Origin of the sequence: Pseudomonas sp. WS 5011 (genome assembly GCF_012985775.1) — a bacterium.
Lineage (GTDB): Bacteria > Pseudomonadota > Gammaproteobacteria > Pseudomonadales > Pseudomonadaceae > Aquipseudomonas > Aquipseudomonas peli.
On record NZ_JAAQXA010000026.1, the window covers coordinates 1 to 19,825 of the forward strand.

Sequence of the window (19,825 nt, forward strand, 5' to 3'; positions counted from 1 at the left end):
ATGCCACCCCTGCGTCGCTGCGCTCCGACTGCCCGGCCGGATGGCCGTGGAACAGGTGGCCAGATGGCCCTGGAATGCCTGGCCAGATGAGAGCGGACTGGGTGGCCGGATGGCGTGGAATCCGCATTTCTGGGCCGGTGACTGGTAAGTTTTACCCGCCTTAGCTCTGCCCGTTTGGCAGCGTGAAAATAATCATAAGAACCTCCCGCAGCACAGTGGCAGCCACATCCGATTGATTCAGGCAGTAGTGGTATGACCCCGAGAGAGCAAGAAATCCTGCGGCGCATCGAGCTATCGGAAACCCGTGTGACCAAGGCGGTATTCCCGCCGACCACCAACCATCACAACACGCTGTTTGGCGGTACGGCGCTGGCCTGGATGGATGAAGTGTCGTTTATCGCCGCCACGCGCTTTTGTCGCTTGCCCTTAGTGACGGTGTCGTCTGATCGCATCGACTTCAAGCACGCGATTCCCGCCGGCTCGATCGTCGAGCTGATTGGGCGAGTGATCAAGGTCGGCAATACCAGCCTTAAAGTCGAGGTCGAGGTGTTTGTCGAAAGCATGTGCAGCGATGCCCGCGAACGGGCAATCAGCGGCGTGTTTAGCTTTGTCGCGATTGACGGGCAGAAGAAGCCGGTGCCTGTGTTGCCAGTCTGAAGGCTGGTGTCTGCTGTCGGTTCTATTGGTGCAGGCTGATTCGCAGTGAGGCCTGCGACAGGTCGATATCGTGCAAGCTCAGGCTGCCGAAGCTCTGTCCTGGTGAGGCGCCAGCAACGCGGATGTTGTCGAAGCGCAGCTCACCAATCGAACTCGGCAGGCGCACATTGACTGAGCCATCGGCATTGATCGCAGAGGTCAGTTTGCTGGTGTCGTACTGCACATCCTTCATCGAGGTTTCCGCCTCAAGGCTGCTCAGTACGGGCATTACCAGTTTGCTTAATTGACCAACGGTGCCCAGGCCGTCGCCGCTGCCGGCCTGTAGAAACAAACCTTGCAGTACATCGTCCAGGCCCTGCGCGCTGACATTACTCATTTCCATATCGCTCAGCGGGCGCAGGCCGCGCGGGGTTTCTTCCTGGCTGATGGCGCTGGGCAGGTTGCGTGGTGCATCGGCACTGGCAATCTGGAAGGGGCTGAGCAGGGCGGCGACCAGAGTGGCGGCCAGGCGCAGGTTGTTCTGTTTGCTGAGGGCTTTTTTCAGCTGGCGTTCAGTTAGCCAGCCTTGCTCGATCAGCGTCTCACCTAGGCGTTTATGGTTGGTGAGTTGCAGTTGAATGGCCGCATCCAGCTGGCCGCGGTTAATCAGTCCTTTGTTGATCAGAACCTGACCAAGGCGTGAGTTCTGTTGGCTGGACATGCGTTGGCACCATTGTGCTGTAGTGGCGTGATGCAATCATGGTCTGCAAATGGGCATCTGTCACCCTCCCAAAGATAGGGTGACGACGGCTTTTTTCATTGGTCTCGCCACCGCTGGTCGGTTGTCTATCGACCTTCCGGTGCGGTCTTGCGTGCATGTGCTTAACGCTGGCCCATGGCGCTGCGCTCGTGGACACTAGGGGGATGTCGTTTGAGGTTTTTTGATGCCTGCTATTGATCACCTGTTGATTGACCGTTTTCTTGAGTCGCTCTGGCTCGAGAAGGGCTTGTCTGTCCATACACGCGCCGCCTATCGCAGCGATTTGGCGCTGTTCAATGGCTGGTTGCAGGCGTGTGATGTGCAACTGGCTGACGCGGGGCGTGAACTGATTCTCGATCACCTGGCCTGGCGCATGAATGAGGGCTACAAGGCGCGCTCTACCGCGCGTCTGCTCTCGGGTTTACGCGGTTTTTACCGGTTTCTCCTACGTGAACAATTAATCAGCCGTGATCCGACCCTGCAGGTGGAGTTGCCGCAACTGGGGCGGCCCCTGCCGAAGTCGTTGTCCGAGGCCGATGTCGAGGCTCTGTTGGCCGCTCCTGAGTTGGATGATCCGATTGGTTTGCGCGACCGCGCGATGCTTGAGGTGCTCTATGCCTGCGGCCTGCGCGTGAGCGAGTTGATCGGTTTGACGCTGGAGCAGGTCAACCTGCGTCAGGGTGTGTTGCGGGTGTTCGGCAAGGGCAGCAAGGAGCGCCTAGTGCCGCTGGGTGAGGAGGCGATTGCCTGGATCGAGCGTTACAGCAAAGAGGCGCGACCGTTTCTGCTGGATGGCAAACCCAGCGATGTGTTGTTTCCCAGCCTGCGCGGCGAGCAGATGACCCGGCAAACCTTCTGGTACCGCATCAAGCACCAGGCAAAAGTGGCAGGAATCAGTAAAAGCCTGTCGCCCCATACGCTGCGTCATGCGTTTGCCACGCACCTGCTCAATCACGGCGCCGATTTGCGGGTGGTGCAGATGTTGCTGGGGCACAGTGATCTGTCAACCACGCAGATCTACACCTATGTTGCCCGCGCGCGGCTGCAGGAGTTGCATGCGCAGCACCATCCGCGAGGCTGAGAACGCCGTCCGGCCTGCGATGGTCGGCCTCTGTGGGCTTCTATGGTAGGCTGCGTGCATCCTTTATTAGGTCGTCTTCCGCCAGGAGTTTGTATGCGTTTTAACCGCATTGTTGTTGCATTGGCCTTGGGTCTGGCCAGCAGCGTGGGCGTTGCCGCCGATGCCGATCAGGCCATTCGCAACAGCCTCAAAGCTATCGATCCTGCTCTGCCGATTGAGGCAATTGCCGAAAGTCCGATGCCCGGCGTTTATCAGGTCGAGCTGGCCGGTGGCCGGCAGCTGTACACCAGCGCCGACGGCCAGTTTCTGCTGCAGGGTTACCTGTTTCAGGTCAAGGACGGCAAGCCGGTCAACTTGACCGAAGCCGCTGAGAGCAAGGGCGTGGTCAAGCTGCTGGATGCCATCCCTGCTTCGGAAATGGTGGTGTTTGCGCCCAAGCAACCGAAAACCCACATCACCGTATTTACTGACACCGACTGTGGCTATTGCCAAAAGCTGCACAGTGAAGTGCCTGAGCTCAATCGTTTGGGCATTGAAGTGCGTTACCTGGCCTTCCCGCGCCAAGGTTTGGAAAGTGAAGCGGCAAAAGAATTGTCCAATGTGTGGTGCGCTAAGGACCAGCAAGACGCCATGAACCGTGCGAAGAGCCGTCAGGGCGTGGCGGATGCTCAGTGCGACAGCCCTGTTGCCAAGCAGTATGCCCTTGGGCAAATGATCGGGGTCAGCGGTACACCCGCCATCGTTCTGGCCAATGGCAAGATCATTCCGGGCTATCAACCAGCTCCGCAGCTGGCGAAAATTGCCCTGGAATCCAAATGATCTGAGGCATGCGCCTGATTGACTAATAAACAGCCGCTTCGTATGGTGCGGCTCTTTTCTACGGCCGGGGCTTGCTCCGGCCGTTTTACGCAGTGCAGATGGGGAGTTCAGTGTGAAACCGGTGAAAGTAGGCATCTGTGGGCTGGGTACCGTCGGTGGCGGTACGTTGAATGTACTCAAGCGAAATGCCGAGGAAATTACCCGGCGCGCAGGGCGCGGTATTGAAGTTGCCCAAATTGCCATTCGCTCGCCCAAGCCGCAGTACGACACGACCGGTATTAGCATCACCAGCGATGTGTTTGAGCTGGTGAACAACCCTGAGATCGATATCGTTATCGAACTGATCGGCGGTTACACCTTGGCCAAGGACCTGGTGCTCAAAGCCATCGAAAACGGCAAGCACGTGGTTACCGCCAACAAGGCGCTCATCGCTGTGCACGGCAATGAAATTTTTGCCAAAGCGCGTGAAAAGGGCGTGATTGTCGCCTTTGAAGCCGCTGTTGCGGGCGGTATCCCGGTGATCAAGGCGATTCGCGAAGGCCTGGCAGCCAACCGTATCAACTGGCTGGCCGGCATCATCAACGGTACTGGCAACTTTATCCTCAGCGAAATGCGCGAGAAGGGTCGCACCTTTGACGACGTGCTGGCTGAGGCGCAAGCGCTGGGTTATGCCGAAGCCGATCCGACCTTCGACGTTGAAGGCATCGATGCTGCACACAAGCTGACCATCCTGGCTTCCATCGCCTTTGGAATCCCGCTGCAGTTCGACAAGGCCTACACCGAAGGCATCACCAAGCTGACCACCGCTGACGTGAACTACGCCGAAGCGCTGGGCTATCGCATCAAGCACCTCGGCGTTGCCCGTCGTACCGACGCTGGTATCGAGTTGCGCGTACACCCGACGCTGATTCCGGCGGATCGTCTGATCGCCAACGTCAACGGCGTGATGAACGCCGTAATGGTCAATGGTGATGCCGCCGGCAGCACACTGTTCTACGGCGCGGGTGCTGGTATGGAACCGACTGCGTCTTCGGTGATCGCTGATCTGGTTGACGTAGTCCGTGCGCTGACCGCCGATCCAACCAACCGCGTGCCGCACTTGGCCTTCCAGCCCGACTCGCTGTCCGATCACCCGATACTGCCGATTGAGGCTTGCGAGAGCGCTTATTACCTGCGCGTTCAGGCCAAGGATCATCCGGGTGTGCTGGCCCAGGTGGCGAGCATCCTGTCGGCACGCGGGATCAATATCGAGTCGATCATGCAGAAGGAAGCTGAGGAGCAGGACGGTCTGGTGCCGATGATCCTGGTCACCCATCGCGTGCTAGAGGCACAAATCAATGAGGCGATCAGCGCCCTTGAAGCCTTGACTGATGTGGTCGGCAGCGTTGTGCGTATCCGCGTCGAGCAGCTGAACTAATCCGCTTTTGGCCGCCGCAGCCGGGCTGCGGTGGCTCTCGAAGATTTAACCGAAGGTTTGCCCCTATGCGCTATATCAGTACCCGTGGCCAGGCACCGGCCCTGAATTTCGAAGATGTGCTGCTCGCCGGCTTGGCCAGCGATGGCGGCCTGTACGTACCGGAAAATCTGCCGCGTTTCACCCAGGAAGAAATCGCCTCCTGGGCCGGCCTGCCGTACCACGAGCTGGCCTTCAGGGTTATGCGCCCGTTCGTCACTGGCAGCATTCCGGATGCCGACTTTAAAAAGATCCTCGAAGAAACCTACGGCGTGTTTGCCCATGGCGCTGTCGCGCCGCTGCGTCAGCTGAACGGTAACGAGTGGGTGCTGGAGTTGTTTCACGGCCCCACCCTAGCGTTCAAGGATTTCGCCCTGCAGCTGCTCGGTCGTCTGCTCGATTACGTGCTGGCCAAGCGCAATGAGCGCGTAGTGATCATGGGCGCCACTTCCGGTGATACCGGCTCTGCGGCCATCGAAGGCTGCAAGGCCTGCGATAACGTCGACATCTTCATCATGCACCCGTACAACCGTGTGTCCGAGGTGCAGCGCCGGCAGATGACCACCATCCTCGGCGACAACATCCATAACATCGCCATCGAAGGCAACTTCGATGACTGCCAGGAAATGGTTAAGGACAGCTTCGCTGATCAGGGCTTCCTCAAAGGCACCCGTCTGGTCGCGGTGAACTCGATCAACTGGGCGCGGATCATGGCCCAGATCGTTTACTACTTCCACGCAGCCCTGCAGCTTGGTGGTCCGGCGCGTTCCATCGCGTTCTCGGTACCGACTGGTAACTTCGGTGACATCTTCGCCGGCTACCTGGCGCGCAACATGGGCCTGCCGATCAGCCAGCTGATCGTCGCGACCAACCGTAACGACATCCTGCACCGCTTTATGAGCGGCAATCAGTATGTGAAAGACACCTTGCATCCGACCCTGTCGCCGTCCATGGATATCATGGTGTCGTCGAACTTCGAGCGTCTGCTGTTTGACCTGCACGGCCGTAACGGTGCGGCAATCGCCGAGCTGATGGCCAACTTCAAACAGGGCGGCGGTTTCAGTGTTGATCAGGATCGCTGGACCGAAGCACGCAAGCTGTTCGACTCCCTCGCGGTGGATGATGCGCAGACCTGCGAAACCATCACCGAGGTGTTTAACGAGTGTGGCGAGCTGCTTGATCCGCACACGGCCATTGGCGTGCGTGCTGCACGTGAGTGCCGTCGCAGCCTGGCGACGCCGATGGTCATCCTCGGTACCGCGCACCCGGTGAAATTCCCGGAAGCCGTTGAGAAGGCCGGTGTCGGTCAGGCGCCTGCCTTGCCGGCGCACCTGGCGGATCTGTTCGAGCGTGAAGAGCGTTGCACGGTTCTGGCCAATGACCTGAAAACCGTACAGGGCTTTGTGGCCCAGCACGGTAATCGCGGCAAGCCGCTGTAAGCCCGGCGCTGGTCAATAAAGCCGGTACCCGCAAGGGGCCGGCTTTTTTTGTGGCTATGCTCTGGCTACTTACCGGAGAGGGATGTGCGATGGCTGAGTCTGATCAGGATTTACCCGCGCAGGTAGTGGCGGCGCTTGAGCGTGGGCAGAAAATCGAGGCGATCAAACTGCTGCGCGAGCTCAGGGGGCTGGGCTTGAAAGAGGCCAAGGATTTAGTCGAGGGCTGCGGAACGGATCGACAGATGGCAGGTGTATCGGTGGTGCAGTCGGGCGGGCATGGCGGTATCGTCTGGTGGCTGGGTTTGCTCGTGCTGGGTGCTGCAGTGGCCTGGTGGTTTGGCGCGTTTTAGCGGCAGTGTGTTGTGCAGTAGAGGTAGTCGGGTGAAGGGGTTGATCAAAGCGGTTGTGCTGCTGTGCGGTTTCTCTCCTCTGGCTGGTGTCCATGCCGCTAGTTTTGATGTTGGTTTTTATAACTACCCGCCGATGATGATCGAGCAGGATAAGACCGGCATCTATCAGGATATTTTCGATGAGTTGGGCAAGCTGACGGGCGATACCTTCAACGTGCACTACTACCCCTATCCGCGCCTTGGCCTGTTGTTTAATGGCGGGCAACTGGATATCGAGCCGGGTGTTTATCCGGGCTGGGTGCAGGGGCAGTCGACGCCTGGGGTATTTTCGGTACCGTTTGGCAAGGTCGTCGATGTCATGGTATTTGCCCCAGGTAAGGCCTTCCCGGTGGCGCGGCCTGAGGATTTGCGCGGTAAGTCAGTTGGGTTAGTGCGTGGCTATGCCTACCCAGACCTGCGTGCGTTGATTGATGAGGGGCTGCTGGATCGGCGCAATGCACTGAATGAAGCGCAATTGCTGGAGATGCTGGCCAAATCGCGCTTCGATCAAATTGTGGTCAATAAGGCGATTGCGCAATACAGCCTGGCAAAGATCCTTGAGTATCGGGATCTCGAGATTGGCGATGTGATGAGTTCTTTTGATATCAGCATGCGTGTTCAGCCGCGCCATGAGGCCTGGGTCGGCAAGCTTGATGCCGCCATTCTGACGCTCAAGCAGCGCGGTGTAATTGACGCGATCTATGCCAGGTATGGCATTCATCTCTAATTGCGCGCACATGCAATGGCTGATTAGATGACACCGTCGCGGCGTAAAGCCGCAATCTGCTCACCGCTGTAACCTAACCGGCTCAGCACCTGTTCATTGTGCTCGCCCAGTTCCGGGCCGACCCAGTTCACCTCGCCTGGTGTGTCGCTTAGTTTGGGTACGATGCCGGGCATTTTGAAGGCTTTGCCGTCTGGCAGCTTGGCCGACAGGAGCATTTCTCGGGCGAGAAACTGCGGGTCGTTGAACATGTCCTCAGCGCTGAAAATGCGGCTGGCCGGCACTTCGGCTTGGTTCAGCGTCGTCAGCACCTGCTCCAGCGGCAGCGAGCCGACCCAGCGGTCGATCACGCCATAAATCTCGTCGCGTCGCGCATCGCGGCCGTCATTGCTAGTCAGCGTCACGTCGTCTGCCAGGTCCCGGCGGCCGATGGCCTGCATAAAGCGCTTGAAGATCGCATCGCCGTTGGCGCCTATCTGAATATGTTTGCCGTCGCTGCTGGTATGGATGGAGGAGGGCGTAATGCCGGGCATGATGTTGCCGGTGCGCTCGCGGATAAAACCGAACACATCGAACTCCGGCACCATGGACTCCATCATGGCGAAGATCGCCTCATAAAGCGCCACGTCCACCACCTGGCCGCTACCGCCGTTCACTTCGCGGTGTCGCAGCGCCATCAGTGCGCCGATCACGCCCCACAGCGCGGCAATCGAATCACCAATGCTGATGCCGGTGCGCACTGGTGGGCGATCCTCGAAGCCGGTGATGTAGCGCAGCCCGCCCATGGACTCACCCACTGCACCGAAACCCGGTTGATCTTTCATGGGCCCGGTTTGACCGAAGCCTGACAAGCGCACCATCACCAGCTTCGGGTTCAGTGCATGCAGCACGTCCCAGCCCAGGCCCAGTTTCTCCAGCACGCCGGGGCGAAAGTTCTCAATCAGAATATCCGCTTCACCAAGCAGCTTCTTCAGTACCTCACATCCGGCCTCGTGTTTGAGGTTGAGGGTGATCGACTGCTTGTTGCGCGCCTGCACAAACCACCACAGCGAGGTGCCCTCATACAGCTTGCGCCACTTGCGCAGCGGGTCACCGCCGTCCGGTGACTCGACCTTGATCACCTCTGCGCCAAACTCGGCGCAGATGCGCGAAGCAAACGGGCCGGCGATCAGGGTGCCGAGCTCGATCACTTTCAGGTCGGCGAGGGGTTTGCTGGGCAAGGACATGCTGTCTCCTAGGCTTGTGGGGCGCGGCTAAGCCTATTGCATTGTGCGCGGTTGGGCTATTGCTCCAGGCGGTTGCGGCAAGGCACCGGCTGCAGTGGCCGAGCCGCTGCAATCTGCCCTCTGGAAAGCCCGGCCGATATCCGGCATAACGGCTTACTGCCCTGATGGATGCGCTAAACCCGATGATGACCCTCGAGCCCTGCCTGTATCGGCACCTGTCCAGCCCGTCGCGGCCGGATTGTATGGCCGGTGAGCGACCATGAAAACCTGGCTGCTGGTACGCCTGCAGTTGCTGCTGGGCATTGCCGTGCTGATGCTGCTTTTGCAGGTGGGTAACAGCCTGAGCGGTTACAGCCTGAATATCTGGGGGGTGATACCGCGGCGGGTCGAATCCTTGCCGGGCATTATCTTCGCACCCTGGTTGCATGGCGGCTGGGCGCATCTGTTGAGCAATCTCAGCGGGCTGCTGGTGCTTGGTCTGCTGGCGCTACTTGAATCGCGGCGCGACTTTATCAAGGCAAGTGTGGTGATACTGCTCGGCAGTGGCTTGTTGGTCTGGGTGTTCGGCCGCGAGGGTATCCATGTCGGAGCCAGTGGCTGGCTGTTCGGGCTTTGGTCGTTATTGCTGGCGCGTGCCTGGTTTCGCAGTAGTTGGCTGGATCTTCTGCTGGCGGTCCTGGTGCTGCTGTTGAATGGTGGCTGGGTATTCGGTCTGTTGCCGCAGCAGGGTATTTCCTTCGAATATCATCTGGCGGGCGCTCTGTGCGGTGCGCTCTACGCGGCCTGGCGCTATGCCCCGCGGCGGCGACAGCAGGGCGGTTGAATAGGGCTCTGCTCCACCGAGCGCTCGGGTTCGTTGCAGGGCTGCCTTTGCGGTAGACTTGCCGGCTTATTCGACCAGTCAAGAAGCCCCGTCCATGGCCCTGCCGTCTACCACTTACAAAATCGAGCTGAACCTCACCGACATGGACCGCAGTGTCTATGAAAACCTGCGTTTCACCGTGGCCAAGCACCCTTCGGAGACCGAAGAGCGCCTGGCAGCGCGGCTGGTGGCCTATTGCCTGTTCTATCACGAGCAGCTGGCCTTCGGTCGCGGCCTGTCGGATGTGGATGAGCCGGCGTTGTGGGAAAAGAGCCTGGATGACCGTGTGCTGCACTGGATCGAAGTCGGTCAGCCAGACAGCGACCGCATCACCTGGTGCTCGCGGCGTACCGAAAAATTCAGCCTGGTGGCCTACGGCAACCTGCGCGTTTGGCAGACCAAGGCGCTCGATCCGGTGCGCAGCCTGAAAAATATCAACGTCGTCGCCCTCGACCAGGAAGCCTTGGCCAAGCTGGCGCTGGATATGCCGCGCTCGCTGAACTGGAGCGTGATGATCAGCGACGGTGAGCTGTTCGTCACCGATGAGCGCGGCCAGCATGAGCTGCCGATCGAGTGGTTGGCTGGCGAGCGCTAAGAACCTATTGCGATCTGCTGCGCGTCGGCCCTGCTGCGTTAAAAACAGGCTCGGCAAGCCGCTTGCGGCTAACGCGCTTTAGCGCGGCCCGAAGGGCGAGCGAAGCGAGTAGTGCTCATTTACAGCTAGTCGTAGTGCGGGCAGCACCCGCCCCGTTTTGATTTCGGCGGGTTGCACCCGCCCTACATGACAAAGAATAACCATGCGTATCGAGTCCCGCCCGCTTCCTGAAATCCTGCCTAATCTTGGCGCTCTGCCGCCGTTGTTGACCCGTTTGTATGCCGCTCGCGGCGTGCAGTCGGCTGCCGAGCTGGACAAGGGCCTGGCGCGGCTGATTCCGTATCAGCAGCTTAAAGGCCTGGACGCGGCAGTCGATTTGCTGGTGCTAGGGCTGCAGCAAAGCCAGCGCATGTTGATCGTCGGCGACTTCGATGCCGATGGTGCCACCGCCAGCACGGTCGGTGTGCTGGGGCTGCGCATGCTCGGCGCAGCGCATGTCGATTACCTGGTGCCCAATCGCTTTGAGTACGGCTACGGACTTACGCCTGAAATCGTCGCAGTGGCGCTAGAACGCGAGCCGCAATTGCTGATTACCGTGGATAACGGTATTTCCAGCGTCGAAGGCGTGGCCGCAGCTAAGGCCGCGGGGCTCACCGTACTGGTTACCGATCACCATTTACCCGGTGCCGAGTTGCCAGCGGCGGATGCCATCGTCAATCCTAATCAGCCGGGCTGTGCGTTCCCCAGCAAGGCGCTGGCTGGGGTTGGGGTGATGTTCTATGTGCTGCTGGCGCTGCGTGCGCGGCTGCGAGAAACAGGTTGGTTCAGTGCTCAGCATCCAGAGCCGAACCTGGGCGAGCTGCTTGATCTGGTGGCTTTGGGTAGCGTGGCCGATGTGGTGCCGCTGGATGCCAATAATCGCATTCTGGTGCATCAGGGCCTCGCACGGATTCGTGCCGGCCGTGCGCGGCCGGGCTTGCGCGCGATTCTCGAAGTGGCGGGGCGTGATCATCGGCGCATCACCTCCACGGACCTGGGTTTTATCCTTGGCCCACGGCTGAATGCGGCCGGGCGGTTGGATGATATGGCGCTGGGCATCGAATGCCTGCTCTGTGAAGACGAAGCGCTGGCCCGCGATATGGCCGTGCAGCTCGATCAGCTCAATCAGGACCGCAAGGCCATTGAGCAGGGCATGCAGCGCGAGGCTTTGGCCCAGCTCAAGGACTTGCCGTTGGAAGACATGCCCTTTGGTTTGTGCCTGTTCGAGGCGGATTGGCATCAGGGGGTAATCGGCATCCTCGCCTCGCGGATGAAAGAGCGTTATCACCGTCCAACCATCGCCTTTGCCGATGCCGGCGATGGTGTGCTGAAAGGTTCGGCGCGTTCTGTGCCGGGTTTTCATATTCGTGATGCGCTGGATGCGGTGGCCGCCAAACACCCGCAGCTGATCAGCAAGTTCGGTGGCCACGCGATGGCTGCCGGGTTGTCACTGCCGCAGGAGAATTTCGGCGCCTTCGCCGCAGCCTTTGACGCCGAAGTGCGCCGCCAGTTGTGTGAGGACGATCTGACCGGGCGGTTGCTGTCCGATGGCGCCTTGTCTATCGAAGAATTCCACCTGCCCTTGGCCAAGGAACTGCGCAATGCCGGGCCCTGGGGTCAGCATTTCCCTGAGCCGCTGTTTCATGGCGTATTTCAGCTGGTGCAGCAGCGGGTGGTGGGTGAGCGGCACCTCAAAGTGGTGCTGAAAAGCGAATGCGGCAGCGTGCAGCTCGATGGCATCGCCTTTGGTGTGGATCGCGAAATCTGGCCGAACCCGACCGTGCGCTGGGTTGAGTTGGCCTACAAGCTGGACGTCAATGAATACCGTGGGCAAGAAAGTGTGCAGTTGCTGATCGCCCATATCAGCCCGCGCTGATTGGCTAGCTCTGTGGTGAGGGCGCGGCTGAGCCATCGGCCAGCGCGCGTTCGCTCAGCTCATACCAGCGGGCGAGAAACTCCGGTGGCTGGCTGAGGCGCTGCGGCGACTTGGCCAGAAACACGCCGTGGTTATTAAAGGAATACACCGGCAGCAGATCGCCACGCTCACTGGCCGGACGGATGCGTGGGTCGAGGTTGTCGAGAATCAGCGGTTGTTCGCTGGCGCTGGGGTAATAGGCCAGCACCATATGCGCTTGGTTCTGCTTGAGTGCCTTGACGAAAGTCAGGCGCAGTTTGTCGCTCGGCACGCCCATACGCACCAGGCTGAAGTATTTGGCGATGGCGAAATCTTCGCAGTCACCTTGGCCCAGGCGGAGTGTTTGCGCCGGCGTGGCCCAATAATCGTCGGCTCCCCAGGCCTGTTGGTCGCTGACAAAACTCACTGAACGGTTGATGAAGTGGTTGACCCGCTCAAGTTGGGCGCGCTCGTCGTCGCCGGTTGAGTTGTCGAGCAGGTTGATCCAGCTGGCCAGACGCGTATCGCTGAGAGCCTTAGCCAGGGTGCTGTGTTGGGTGGTCGGTGCATCGGCCACTAGCACCGGGCTGAATAGCCAGCAACTGGCAAGCAAGCTGCGCAGCAAGCGGTGGGCGGGGCGATTGGCGCGTGGGTGCATGGCGCGAAGTCTCCGGCGTAGGCTCTTGATAGCCTTTTGCCGTTGCGAGGTTTGTGTCCGTCATCCTATCGGCGTCAAATATAGATCGACCATCGGCAGAATGTGATGGTGACCACTATTTGACATATTTGCAGTCCTGTTACCGGCAGAAAGCCGACGAATAGCCGGTTTCCCTGGCTTTCACACTCGTTGGCAATCTTTCGAAGCACTCTGGCGTTAGGTGGCGAGAAACCTCCCTCTCTAGAATCGGTCTGTGTGCTTGCACAACCATTTTTAGGGAGAGCGCTTGATGATTACCCGTGGCTTGCTTGATCAGTTGTTGAAATCCGGCCAGGACCTGATGCAACAGAAATCCGCCGGCGGCAAAGGCGGTTCAGCGGGTGGCCTTGGCGGCGCTCTGGGCGGTTTGCTCGGCGGCGCCGGTAAAAGTGGCCAGGGCGGTGATCTCGGCACTCTGCTCAAAGGCGCGGGCGGTGGCGCGTTGGCCGCTGGCGCGCTTGGCATGCTGCTGGGCAACAAGAGTGCGCGCAAAATGGGCGGCAAGGCGCTGACCTACGGCGGCCTGGCCGCACTTGGTGTGGTTGCCTACAAGGCCTACAGCAACTGGCAGTCGCAGCAAGCCAGTGCGCCACAGGCTGAGCCGCAAACCCTGGACCGCTTGCCGGCACCTCAGGCTGAGATTCACAGCCAAGCCATTCTCAAGGCGCTGGTGGGTGCGGCCAAAGCCGATGGTCATGTCGACGCCCGCGAGCGGGAGTTGATCGAAGGCGAGCTGGTCAAGCTCACCGGCGACGCCGAGCTGCAGCATTGGCTGCAGGCCGAATTGAACAAACCACTGGACCCCGCCGAAATCGCCCGCGCGGCCAGCACGCCGGAAATGGCCGCTGAAATGTACATAGCCAGTGTGCTGATGGTCGATGAAGAGCACTTTATGGAACGTGCCTACCTGGAAGAGCTAGCTCGTCAGCTCAAGCTGGATCCGGCGCTAAAGGCCGAGCTTGAGGCTCAGGTGCGTCAGGAGCTGGTGGCGGGCTAATAGCGCGTAGCGGCCATTTGCCCAGGGTTCTGGCCGCTAGCCGGCGGCCTCCCTATAATCGGCGCCTTTCCTTGCTATGGATGGATGCCTGATGCGCCGCACCTACACGAATTGCCTGCTGAGTCTGGCGCTGGTTCTTTTCAGCGCAATCGTGCATTCCGCGCCTGATGTGGCGCTGACTCAAGTGCAGCTGGCGCAGGTACAGGTGTTTCGCGCCAGTACTGATCTGTTTATCCATCGTGGTGAAGGCGGACATGCCGAGCTGGCGGCCAAGGTGCAGGCTGACCTGAGCAAACTGCGTGAAAGCCTGGCGACCGCGCAGACGCAGCCGCTGACCGACTCAGCGCGCTTGGCGATGGAGCAGTTGCAGCCGCCGCTGGCATCCTTTACCGCCCTAGTCGAACAGACTCTGGCCTACAACCCCAGTGAGCCGGACCTGCCGTGGGAGTTCAATTTTCAGTACAGCAAGGCTCAGCGTGAGCTGGTGGCGGCCTTGGAGGCGCTTGAGCAGCAGCTGTTAAAAGGCCTGGCGCAACCCTTGACGTCGGCAGACCTGCGTTTGCAAAGCCTGCCGGCCAAGGTGCAATACCTGGCGGCGCGCTACACCGCGCGGGCTTATGTTGGTGATATCGAGACTCTGCCTGAGCAACAGCAGCATTACCTGAATCAGGATATCGATGTGCTGGCCAAGCAGGTTGATGCCGAACTCGCCACCCTGGCGACTGAGTTGACCGGCGAGCAGCAACAGCGTTTGCAACGGGCGCAGACGCGCTGGAAGTTTATCTACTCGCGTCTGGTCGGCTACAACGACAACCTGGTGCCGCTGGTGGTCGAGCGGCACGCGGCCGAGATGGCGGACCAGTTGCTGCGTCTGCGCGCTAAATAAGCCTCAGTGTTTGTAGGCCGTGTGGAACACCGCGCAGTTCTTGCCAGCATGTTTAGCCCGGTACAACGCCTGGTCGGCCAGCTCCAAGGCTTCGGCCAAGTTGCTGCTGTCCAACGGCCAAAGCGCGCCACCGATGCTGCAGCCAACCTTGACTTGGTTATTGCCCAGGTCAACGGGGGCGCTGAGTGCCGCCAGCGTGCGTTCGGCTATCAGCTGTGCCTGTGGCAGCGCTTCGCTGTTGGGCACTGAAAGCACCATCAGGAACTCATCACCGCCCAGACGTGCGACCAGGTCGCCCTCACGCAGGCAGCTGCGCAGCCGCACCGCCACCTCACGCAGCAGTTGGTCGCCCGCCGCGTGGCCGAACTGATCGTTGATCGGTTTGAAACCATCCAGGTCCAGGTAGAACAACGCCAGGCAATTGCTGCCGGCTTGGCTGCGTTGCTGGGCGCGTGGCAGGTAGCTTTCCAAGGCGACGCGGTTGGGCAGGCCGGTGAGTGCGTCGTGGTGGGCGAGATTTTCCATGACGCCGAGGGCGTTTTGCTGATGGGTCAGGCTCTCCACCAAATGGCGGATCGAGTTGCTGAGTGCTTCGATCTCCCGGGTGCTTTTCAGCTCCGGTATCACACTGATTTCTCCGGCGCTGAGGCGGTCCGCCGCCTCGGCGATCTGCCGCAAGGGGCGGGTGAAGTAACCGGTGATCAGCCAACCCAATAGCGCAAACAGCAGCGCCAGGACGCTGCCCCAAAGCAGAATGTAGAGCGTGGTTTCGCGCGCTGGGGCGTAGGCTTCGTCCAGCGGTTGGCGGGCAATTACTGTCCAGCCCAGCCCCTTGTAATCCATGTGGCCTTGGCTCAGCGCCAGGCCCGTGAGGTACTGCTTGCCGTCCGGCCATTCCTGCACGGCCCACAAGTCATCGCGTTGCGTCACTTCGTTAAGGGCGGGCAGGTGCAGGCGTTGACCGATCATGTCTTTGGGTGCCAGGAGGATCGTGCGGTCCTTGCCGATCACAAAGAACTCGACATTACGGCGTTTCTGGATCGGTTCGAGAATGGCCCGGCGCACCTCGTCAGCCCACGACCAGGACAGGTGCGAGGCCAACACGCCCACCAGGCTGCCGTCTGTGGCAAACACCGGCAGGCTGATATCAACGAATTTCATGGCCTCACCGGTTGGGTTGGGCAGCAGTTTGGCCAGCAGCACGGCTTCATGCACATCGCCGATAAATACGTTTTTCTGTGCTTCGAGGAATACGGGGCGCTGGCCGATGCTGGCGCCCTCAAGCACGCCATCGCTTGAGGCCAGCACCGTGCCCTGGGTATCGGTAAAACCGATCCAGGCGATGCTCGGAAACTCGGTTTGCAGGCGATCAAGCAACACGCGTACTTCAACAATATCGTCTGGCTTGCGCAGGGCGCGCAGTTTGCCGATCACCTGCAGCATGGCGGCGCGGCTCTGCATGTCGCGGTCTAGGCGATCGACCATCATGAAGGAGACTTCAGCGAGGTCGCGGCCCACTTCCTCACGGATGCGCTGGCTGGCGTCATGGCCAATCAGGGTGCCGAGCAACCAGCTCAGGCTGGCGACCAGCAGGGCGATCAGAATTGCGAAGCGGCTACGCAGGCTGTGCGATGAAGTCATGGCACGACGGCTCCTGAGGGCGGGTAGGCAGTGTACAGATGAGTTTGAGTATAGTGCGCCGTTGGTCTGCATGGCTGTGCGCCAGCGCCAATTGCGGGCTGCAAGGGCGGATTCGAGTGGGGTATACTCGCCGGCTTTTCCGAAAGTTTGACCTACGAGTGCTGCCAGCCATGGAAATCAACCCGATCCTTAATAGCATCAAGGACCTGTCCGAGCGCACCCAGACTATTCGGGGGTATCTTTGACTACGATCACAAGCATGATCGTCTGGTCGAAGTAAACCGCGAACTCGAAGACGCTAACGTCTGGAACAACCCCGAATACGCACAGAACCTGGGCCGCGAACGCGCCATGCTGGCGCAGATCGTCGAGACCATCGACGATCTTACTGGCAGTCTGGCCGACTCGCGCGACCTGCTCGATATTGCCGTCGAAGAAAACGACGAAGGTGCGGTGAGCGATATCGTCAGCGAAGTCGAGCGCCTGCGCGGCATTCTCGAGAAGCTGGAATTCCGCCGTATGTTCAGCGGCGACATGGATATGAACAACGCCTACCTCGACATTCAGGCCGGCTCCGGCGGCACCGAGGCGCAGGACTGGGCCAACATCCTATTGCGCATGTATCTGCGCTGGGCTGACAAACGTGGCTTCAGCGCCGAGATCGTTGAACTGTCTGCCGGCGAAGTCGCTGGCATCAAGGGCGCGACCGTGCACATCAAGGGTGAATATGCCTTTGGCTGGCTGCGTACCGAGATCGGCGTGCACCGTTTGGTGCGCAAGAGTCCGTTCGACTCTGGCAACCGTCGCCACACCTCGTTTTCGGCGGTGTTCGTCTCGCCAGAAATCGATGACAACATCGAGATCGAGATCAACCCGGCTGACCTGCGCATCGACACCTATCGCTCTTCTGGTGCCGGTGGTCAGCACGTAAACACCACCGACTCGGCGGTACGTATCACCCACGTACCAACCAACACCGTGGTGGCGTGCCAGAACGAACGCTCACAGCATGCCAACAAAGACACCGCAATGAAGATGTTGCGTGCGCGCTTGTACGAGCAGGAAGTGCAGAAGCGCAACGCTGCCTCCCAGGCGCTGGAAGAGACCAAGTCGGATATTGGCTGGGGCCACCAGATCCGCTCCTATGTGCTCGATGCTTCGCGGATCAAGGATCTGCGGACCAACATCGAACGCAGCGATTGCGACAAGGTGCTCGACGGCGATATCGACGAATACCTCGAAGCCAGCCTGAAACAGGGCCTGTAAGACCTTTCAGTTCCTCCCCCTGTGCGGGGAGGTGACGAACCCGTGACGGAAACCGATGACCATGAGCGACCAACAACTCGACCAGCACGACCTGCAACAGGAAGAAAACAAGCTGGTTGCCCAGCGCAAGGAAAAGCTTGCTGCTATCCGTGAACAGGGCAATGCCTTCCCGAATGATTTCCGCCGTGACAACTACTGCGCCGACCTGCAGAAACGGTACGCCGAATCGAGCAAGGAAGAGCTGGCCGAGGCGGCCATTCCGGTCAAGGTAGCCGGGCGCATCATGCTCAACCGTGGCTCGTTCATGGTGATTCAGGACATGACCGGGCGCATCCAGGTCTACGTCAACCGCAAGACCCTGTCCGAAGAAACCCTGGCCGCGGTGAAAACCTGGGACATGGGCGACATCATCTCCGCCGTTGGTACCCTGGCCCGTTCCGGCAAGGGCGACCTGTACGTGGAAATGACCGACGTGCGCCTGCTGACCAAGTCGCTGCGCCCGCTGCCGGACAAGCATCATGGCCTGAGCGATACCGAGCAGCGCTACCGTCAGCGCTACGTTGACCTGATCGTCAACGAAGACGTGCGCCAGACGTTCCGCGTGCGCTCGCAGGTTATCGCGCATATCCGCAGCTTTCTGATGAAGCGCGACTTCCTCGAAGTGGAAACGCCGATGCTGCAGACCATCCCAGGTGGCGCAGCGGCCAAGCCGTTCGAGACGCACCACAACGCCCTGGATATGCAGATGTTCCTGCGTATCGCGCCGGAGCTTTACCTCAAGCGTCTGGTGGTGGGTGGCTTCGAGAAGGTGTTCGAGATCAACCGCAACTTCCGTAACGAAGGTGTCTCGACCCGGCATAACCCGGAATTCACCATGTTGGAGTTCTACCAGGCTTACGCCGACTACGAAGACAACATGGACCTGACCGAGGAGCTGTTCCGCGAGCTGGCTCAGCTGGTACTCGGCACCACCGACGTGCCTTATGGCGACAAAGTGTTCCACTTCGGCGAGCCGTTCGTGCGTCTGTCGGTGTTCGACTCGATCCTCAAGTACAACCCTGAGCTGACTGCTGCCGACCTGACCGACATCGACAAGGCCCGTGCCATCGCTAAGAAGGCCGGCGCCAAGGTGCTGGGTTTTGAAGGTCTGGGCAAATTGCAGGTGATGATTTTCGAAGAGCTGGTCGAGCACAAACTGGAGCAGCCGCACTTCATTACGCGCTACCCGTTTGAAGTGTCGCCGTTGGCCCGTCGCAGTGATGATGATCCGAGCGTTACCGACCGCTTCGAGCTGTTTATCGGTGGCCGCGAGATCGCCAACGCCTACTCCGAGCTCAACGATGCCGAAGATCAGGCTGCGCGCTTTATGCAGCAAGTGGCCGACAAGGACGCCGGCGACGACGAAGCCATGCACTACGACGCCGACTTCGTCCGCGCCCTGGAGTACGGCATGCCGCCGACCGCTGGCGAGGGTATTGGTATCGACCGTCTGGTGATGCTGCTGACCAATTCACCGTCGATTCGCGACGTGATCCTGTTCCCGCACATGCGCCCGCAGGCCTGATGTTGCTAAGCCGCCTCCGGGCGGCTTTTTATTGCCTGGCTTTTTATTGTCTGCAGATGGATTATTTTTGAGATTTACTGACTAAGTCATTAGTAATCTTGAATAAACGACAGAGGATCGTCTTGCTGTGACAGCCAAGCCTGCCCAAGAAAGCGCCACCCTGGTGGCCAACGCCGTCGCCGAGAGCGTGCAATACCAAGGCCGCAAAGCCAGCCGACAGGGCAGTGAACAGCGCCGTCAGGCCATTCTCGATGCCGCCATGCGTATTATCGTGCGTGAAGGCGTGCGTGCCGTACGCCACCGCGCGGTGGCCGCTGAGGCCGAAGTACCGCTGTCGGCGACTACCTATTACTTCAAAGACATTAATGACCTGATCACCGACACCTTTGCCCAGTTCGTCGAGCGCAGTGCGGCGCATATGGGCCAGTTCTGGAGTAGTACCGAAGGGTTGTTGCGTGAGCAGGTCAACCGTCTGGATGGCAGTGCCGAGGCGCGCCGGCGTCTGGCCAATGAAATCGCCCGGTTGGCGGTGGAGTACGTGCGTCAGCAATTGCTGACCCGCCGTGAGCACCTGCTGGCCGAGCAGGCCTTTCAGCAGGAGGCCTTGCTTAACCCACGCCTGCATGAACTGTTGCGGGCCCATCGGCAGATTCTGCTGCAGGGTGTGACGCACTTCTTTGAAGTACTGGGCTCACAACAAGCAGAGCAGGATGCCAAGCTCTTGACGGCGATTATTGTGCGCATGGAGTATCAGGGCCTGCTTGATGGCGTTGATCATCTAGACAGTGAAGAGATGTTGGCCATGCTTAAACGCTATATGCATCTGGTACTGGGCTTGTAACCCGGTCAATCCGTTC

19 protein-coding genes are annotated in these 19,825 nt (G+C 59.8%); 15 read left to right on the plus strand and 4 right to left on the minus strand.

The window, feature by feature from the left end; all coding sequences use genetic code 11:
* Positions 1-252: 252 nt before the first annotated feature.
* On the plus strand, positions 253-657 hold the full coding sequence (locus tag HBN63_RS19405) for an acyl-CoA thioesterase (protein WP_090248566.1): 405 nt from the start codon (positions 253-255) through the stop codon (positions 655-657).
* 22 nt (positions 658-679) lie between these two features.
* Here the strand turns inward: HBN63_RS19405 and HBN63_RS19410 are convergent, their stop codons facing one another.
* Positions 680-1,357: a hypothetical protein gene (locus HBN63_RS19410; RefSeq protein ID WP_160085231.1), complete on the minus strand. Its 678-nt coding sequence runs from the start codon at positions 1,355-1,357 to the stop codon at positions 680-682.
* Positions 1,358-1,580: 223 nt separating this feature from the next.
* Here HBN63_RS19410 and xerD point away from each other — a divergent pair, with 223 nt between their 5' ends.
* The 6 genes from xerD (at position 1,581) to HBN63_RS19440 (ending at position 7,304) form a co-directional block, all read left to right on the plus strand.
* A complete protein-coding gene (gene xerD / locus HBN63_RS19415) occupies positions 1,581-2,477 on the plus strand; it encodes a site-specific tyrosine recombinase XerD (RefSeq protein ID WP_170050543.1) in 897 nt (298 codons plus the stop codon).
* Positions 2,478-2,570: 93 nt separating this feature from the next.
* Positions 2,571-3,296 (plus strand): bifunctional protein-disulfide isomerase/oxidoreductase DsbC, encoded by a 726-nt coding sequence (gene dsbC / locus HBN63_RS19420; RefSeq protein ID WP_170050544.1) that lies wholly within the window; start codon positions 2,571-2,573, stop codon positions 3,294-3,296.
* 112 nt (positions 3,297-3,408) lie between these two features.
* Entirely contained in the window at positions 3,409-4,713 is a 1,305-nt protein-coding gene (locus HBN63_RS19425) for a homoserine dehydrogenase (RefSeq protein ID WP_170050545.1), read from the plus strand.
* 65 nt (positions 4,714-4,778) lie between these two features.
* On the plus strand, positions 4,779-6,188 hold the full coding sequence (gene thrC, locus HBN63_RS19430; RefSeq protein WP_167141976.1) for a threonine synthase: 1,410 nt from the start codon (positions 4,779-4,781) through the stop codon (positions 6,186-6,188).
* A gap of 89 nt (positions 6,189-6,277) precedes the next feature.
* Positions 6,278-6,538 carry a ribosomal protein L7/L12 gene (locus HBN63_RS22155; protein WP_223181888.1) on the plus strand — a complete coding sequence of 87 codons (261 nt, stop codon included), beginning with the start codon at positions 6,278-6,280 and terminating at the stop codon, positions 6,536-6,538.
* A 31-nt stretch (positions 6,539-6,569) separates the two neighbouring features.
* Entirely contained in the window at positions 6,570-7,304 is a 735-nt protein-coding gene (locus HBN63_RS19440; RefSeq protein ID WP_170050546.1) for a transporter substrate-binding domain-containing protein, read from the plus strand.
* 23 nt (positions 7,305-7,327) lie between these two features.
* Here the strand turns inward: HBN63_RS19440 and HBN63_RS19445 are convergent, their stop codons facing one another.
* On the minus strand, positions 7,328-8,527 hold the full coding sequence (locus HBN63_RS19445; RefSeq protein WP_170050547.1) for a CaiB/BaiF CoA-transferase family protein: 1,200 nt from the start codon (positions 8,525-8,527) through the stop codon (positions 7,328-7,330).
* A 259-nt stretch (positions 8,528-8,786) separates the two neighbouring features.
* On the opposite strand from HBN63_RS19445, the gene HBN63_RS19450 reads away from it, so the two are divergent.
* From HBN63_RS19450 to recJ, 3 genes are all read left to right on the plus strand, one after another.
* A complete protein-coding gene (locus HBN63_RS19450) occupies positions 8,787-9,350 on the plus strand; it encodes a rhomboid family intramembrane serine protease (protein WP_170050548.1) in 564 nt (187 codons plus the stop codon).
* A 94-nt stretch (positions 9,351-9,444) separates the two neighbouring features.
* The gene (locus HBN63_RS19455) at positions 9,445-9,984 is read left to right on the plus strand and encodes a YaeQ family protein (RefSeq protein WP_160085224.1); all 540 of its coding nucleotides are present in this window, start codon (positions 9,445-9,447) and stop codon (positions 9,982-9,984) included.
* A gap of 202 nt (positions 9,985-10,186) precedes the next feature.
* On the plus strand, positions 10,187-11,899 hold the full coding sequence (recJ, locus tag HBN63_RS19460) for a single-stranded-DNA-specific exonuclease RecJ (RefSeq protein WP_170050549.1): 1,713 nt from the start codon (positions 10,187-10,189) through the stop codon (positions 11,897-11,899).
* A 4-nt stretch (positions 11,900-11,903) separates the two neighbouring features.
* Here recJ and HBN63_RS19465 read toward each other — a convergent pair whose 3' ends face one another.
* On the minus strand, positions 11,904-12,575 hold the full coding sequence (locus HBN63_RS19465) for a transglutaminase-like cysteine peptidase (RefSeq protein WP_170050550.1): 672 nt from the start codon (positions 12,573-12,575) through the stop codon (positions 11,904-11,906).
* Between the two features lie 289 nt (positions 12,576-12,864).
* Here HBN63_RS19465 and HBN63_RS19470 point away from each other — a divergent pair, with 289 nt between their 5' ends.
* Both HBN63_RS19470 and HBN63_RS19475 read left to right on the plus strand, forming a co-directional pair.
* Positions 12,865-13,611, plus strand: a complete 747-nt coding sequence (locus HBN63_RS19470) for a tellurite resistance TerB family protein (protein ID WP_170050566.1) — start codon at positions 12,865-12,867, stop codon at positions 13,609-13,611.
* A gap of 91 nt (positions 13,612-13,702) precedes the next feature.
* Positions 13,703-14,497, plus strand: a complete 795-nt coding sequence (locus tag HBN63_RS19475) for a hypothetical protein (protein WP_170050551.1) — start codon at positions 13,703-13,705, stop codon at positions 14,495-14,497.
* 3 nt (positions 14,498-14,500) lie between these two features.
* Here the strand turns inward: HBN63_RS19475 and HBN63_RS19480 are convergent, their stop codons facing one another.
* Positions 14,501-16,138, minus strand: coding sequence for a sensor domain-containing diguanylate cyclase (locus HBN63_RS19480; protein ID WP_170050552.1), 1,638 nt, complete (start codon positions 16,136-16,138; stop codon positions 14,501-14,503).
* A gap of 170 nt (positions 16,139-16,308) precedes the next feature.
* Here HBN63_RS19480 and prfB point away from each other — a divergent pair.
* From prfB to HBN63_RS19495, 3 genes are all read left to right on the plus strand, one after another.
* Positions 16,309-17,404, plus strand: a protein-coding gene (gene prfB, locus HBN63_RS19485; RefSeq protein WP_170050553.1) for a peptide chain release factor 2 whose coding sequence is annotated in 2 segments (ribosomal slippage) — positions 16,309-16,380 and positions 16,382-17,404 — 1,095 coding nt in all. Because the reading frame shifts where the segments join, the coding sequence is not laid out codon by codon here.
* Between the two features lie 61 nt (positions 17,405-17,465).
* Positions 17,466-18,968: a lysine--tRNA ligase gene (gene lysS, locus HBN63_RS19490; protein WP_090251173.1), complete on the plus strand. Its 1,503-nt coding sequence runs from the start codon at positions 17,466-17,468 to the stop codon at positions 18,966-18,968.
* A gap of 127 nt (positions 18,969-19,095) precedes the next feature.
* Positions 19,096-19,809 carry a TetR family transcriptional regulator gene (locus tag HBN63_RS19495; RefSeq protein WP_167141924.1) on the plus strand — a complete coding sequence of 238 codons (714 nt, stop codon included), beginning with the start codon at positions 19,096-19,098 and terminating at the stop codon, positions 19,807-19,809.
* Positions 19,810-19,825: the final 16 nt, after the last annotated feature.

Excerpts from the sequence above, each read along its gene's own strand:
- HBN63_RS19405 (WP_090248566.1), top strand. The coding sequence starts at position 253 with ATGACCCCGAGAGAGCAAGAAATCCTGCGGCGCATCGAGCTATCGGAA.
- HBN63_RS19410 (WP_160085231.1), bottom strand. The coding sequence starts at position 1,357 with ATGTCCAGCCAACAGAACTCACGCCTTGGTCAGGTTCTGATCAACAAA.
- xerD (WP_170050543.1), top strand. The coding sequence starts at position 1,581 with ATGCCTGCTATTGATCACCTGTTGATTGACCGTTTTCTTGAGTCGCTC.
- dsbC (WP_170050544.1), top strand. The coding sequence starts at position 2,571 with ATGCGTTTTAACCGCATTGTTGTTGCATTGGCCTTGGGTCTGGCCAGC.
- thrC (WP_167141976.1), top strand. The coding sequence starts at position 4,779 with ATGCGCTATATCAGTACCCGTGGCCAGGCACCGGCCCTGAATTTCGAA.
- HBN63_RS22155 (WP_223181888.1), top strand. The coding sequence starts at position 6,278 with ATGGCTGAGTCTGATCAGGATTTACCCGCGCAGGTAGTGGCGGCGCTT.
- HBN63_RS19445 (WP_170050547.1), bottom strand. The coding sequence starts at position 8,527 with ATGTCCTTGCCCAGCAAACCCCTCGCCGACCTGAAAGTGATCGAGCTC.
- HBN63_RS19450 (WP_170050548.1), top strand. The coding sequence starts at position 8,787 with ATGAAAACCTGGCTGCTGGTACGCCTGCAGTTGCTGCTGGGCATTGCC.
- HBN63_RS19455 (WP_160085224.1), top strand. The coding sequence starts at position 9,445 with ATGGCCCTGCCGTCTACCACTTACAAAATCGAGCTGAACCTCACCGAC.
- recJ (WP_170050549.1), top strand. The coding sequence starts at position 10,187 with ATGCGTATCGAGTCCCGCCCGCTTCCTGAAATCCTGCCTAATCTTGGC.
- HBN63_RS19465 (WP_170050550.1), bottom strand. The coding sequence starts at position 12,575 with ATGCACCCACGCGCCAATCGCCCCGCCCACCGCTTGCTGCGCAGCTTG.
- HBN63_RS19470 (WP_170050566.1), top strand. The coding sequence starts at position 12,865 with ATGATTACCCGTGGCTTGCTTGATCAGTTGTTGAAATCCGGCCAGGAC.
- HBN63_RS19475 (WP_170050551.1), top strand. The coding sequence starts at position 13,703 with ATGCGCCGCACCTACACGAATTGCCTGCTGAGTCTGGCGCTGGTTCTT.
- HBN63_RS19480 (WP_170050552.1), bottom strand. The coding sequence starts at position 16,138 with ATGACTTCATCGCACAGCCTGCGTAGCCGCTTCGCAATTCTGATCGCC.
- lysS (WP_090251173.1), top strand. The coding sequence starts at position 17,466 with ATGAGCGACCAACAACTCGACCAGCACGACCTGCAACAGGAAGAAAAC.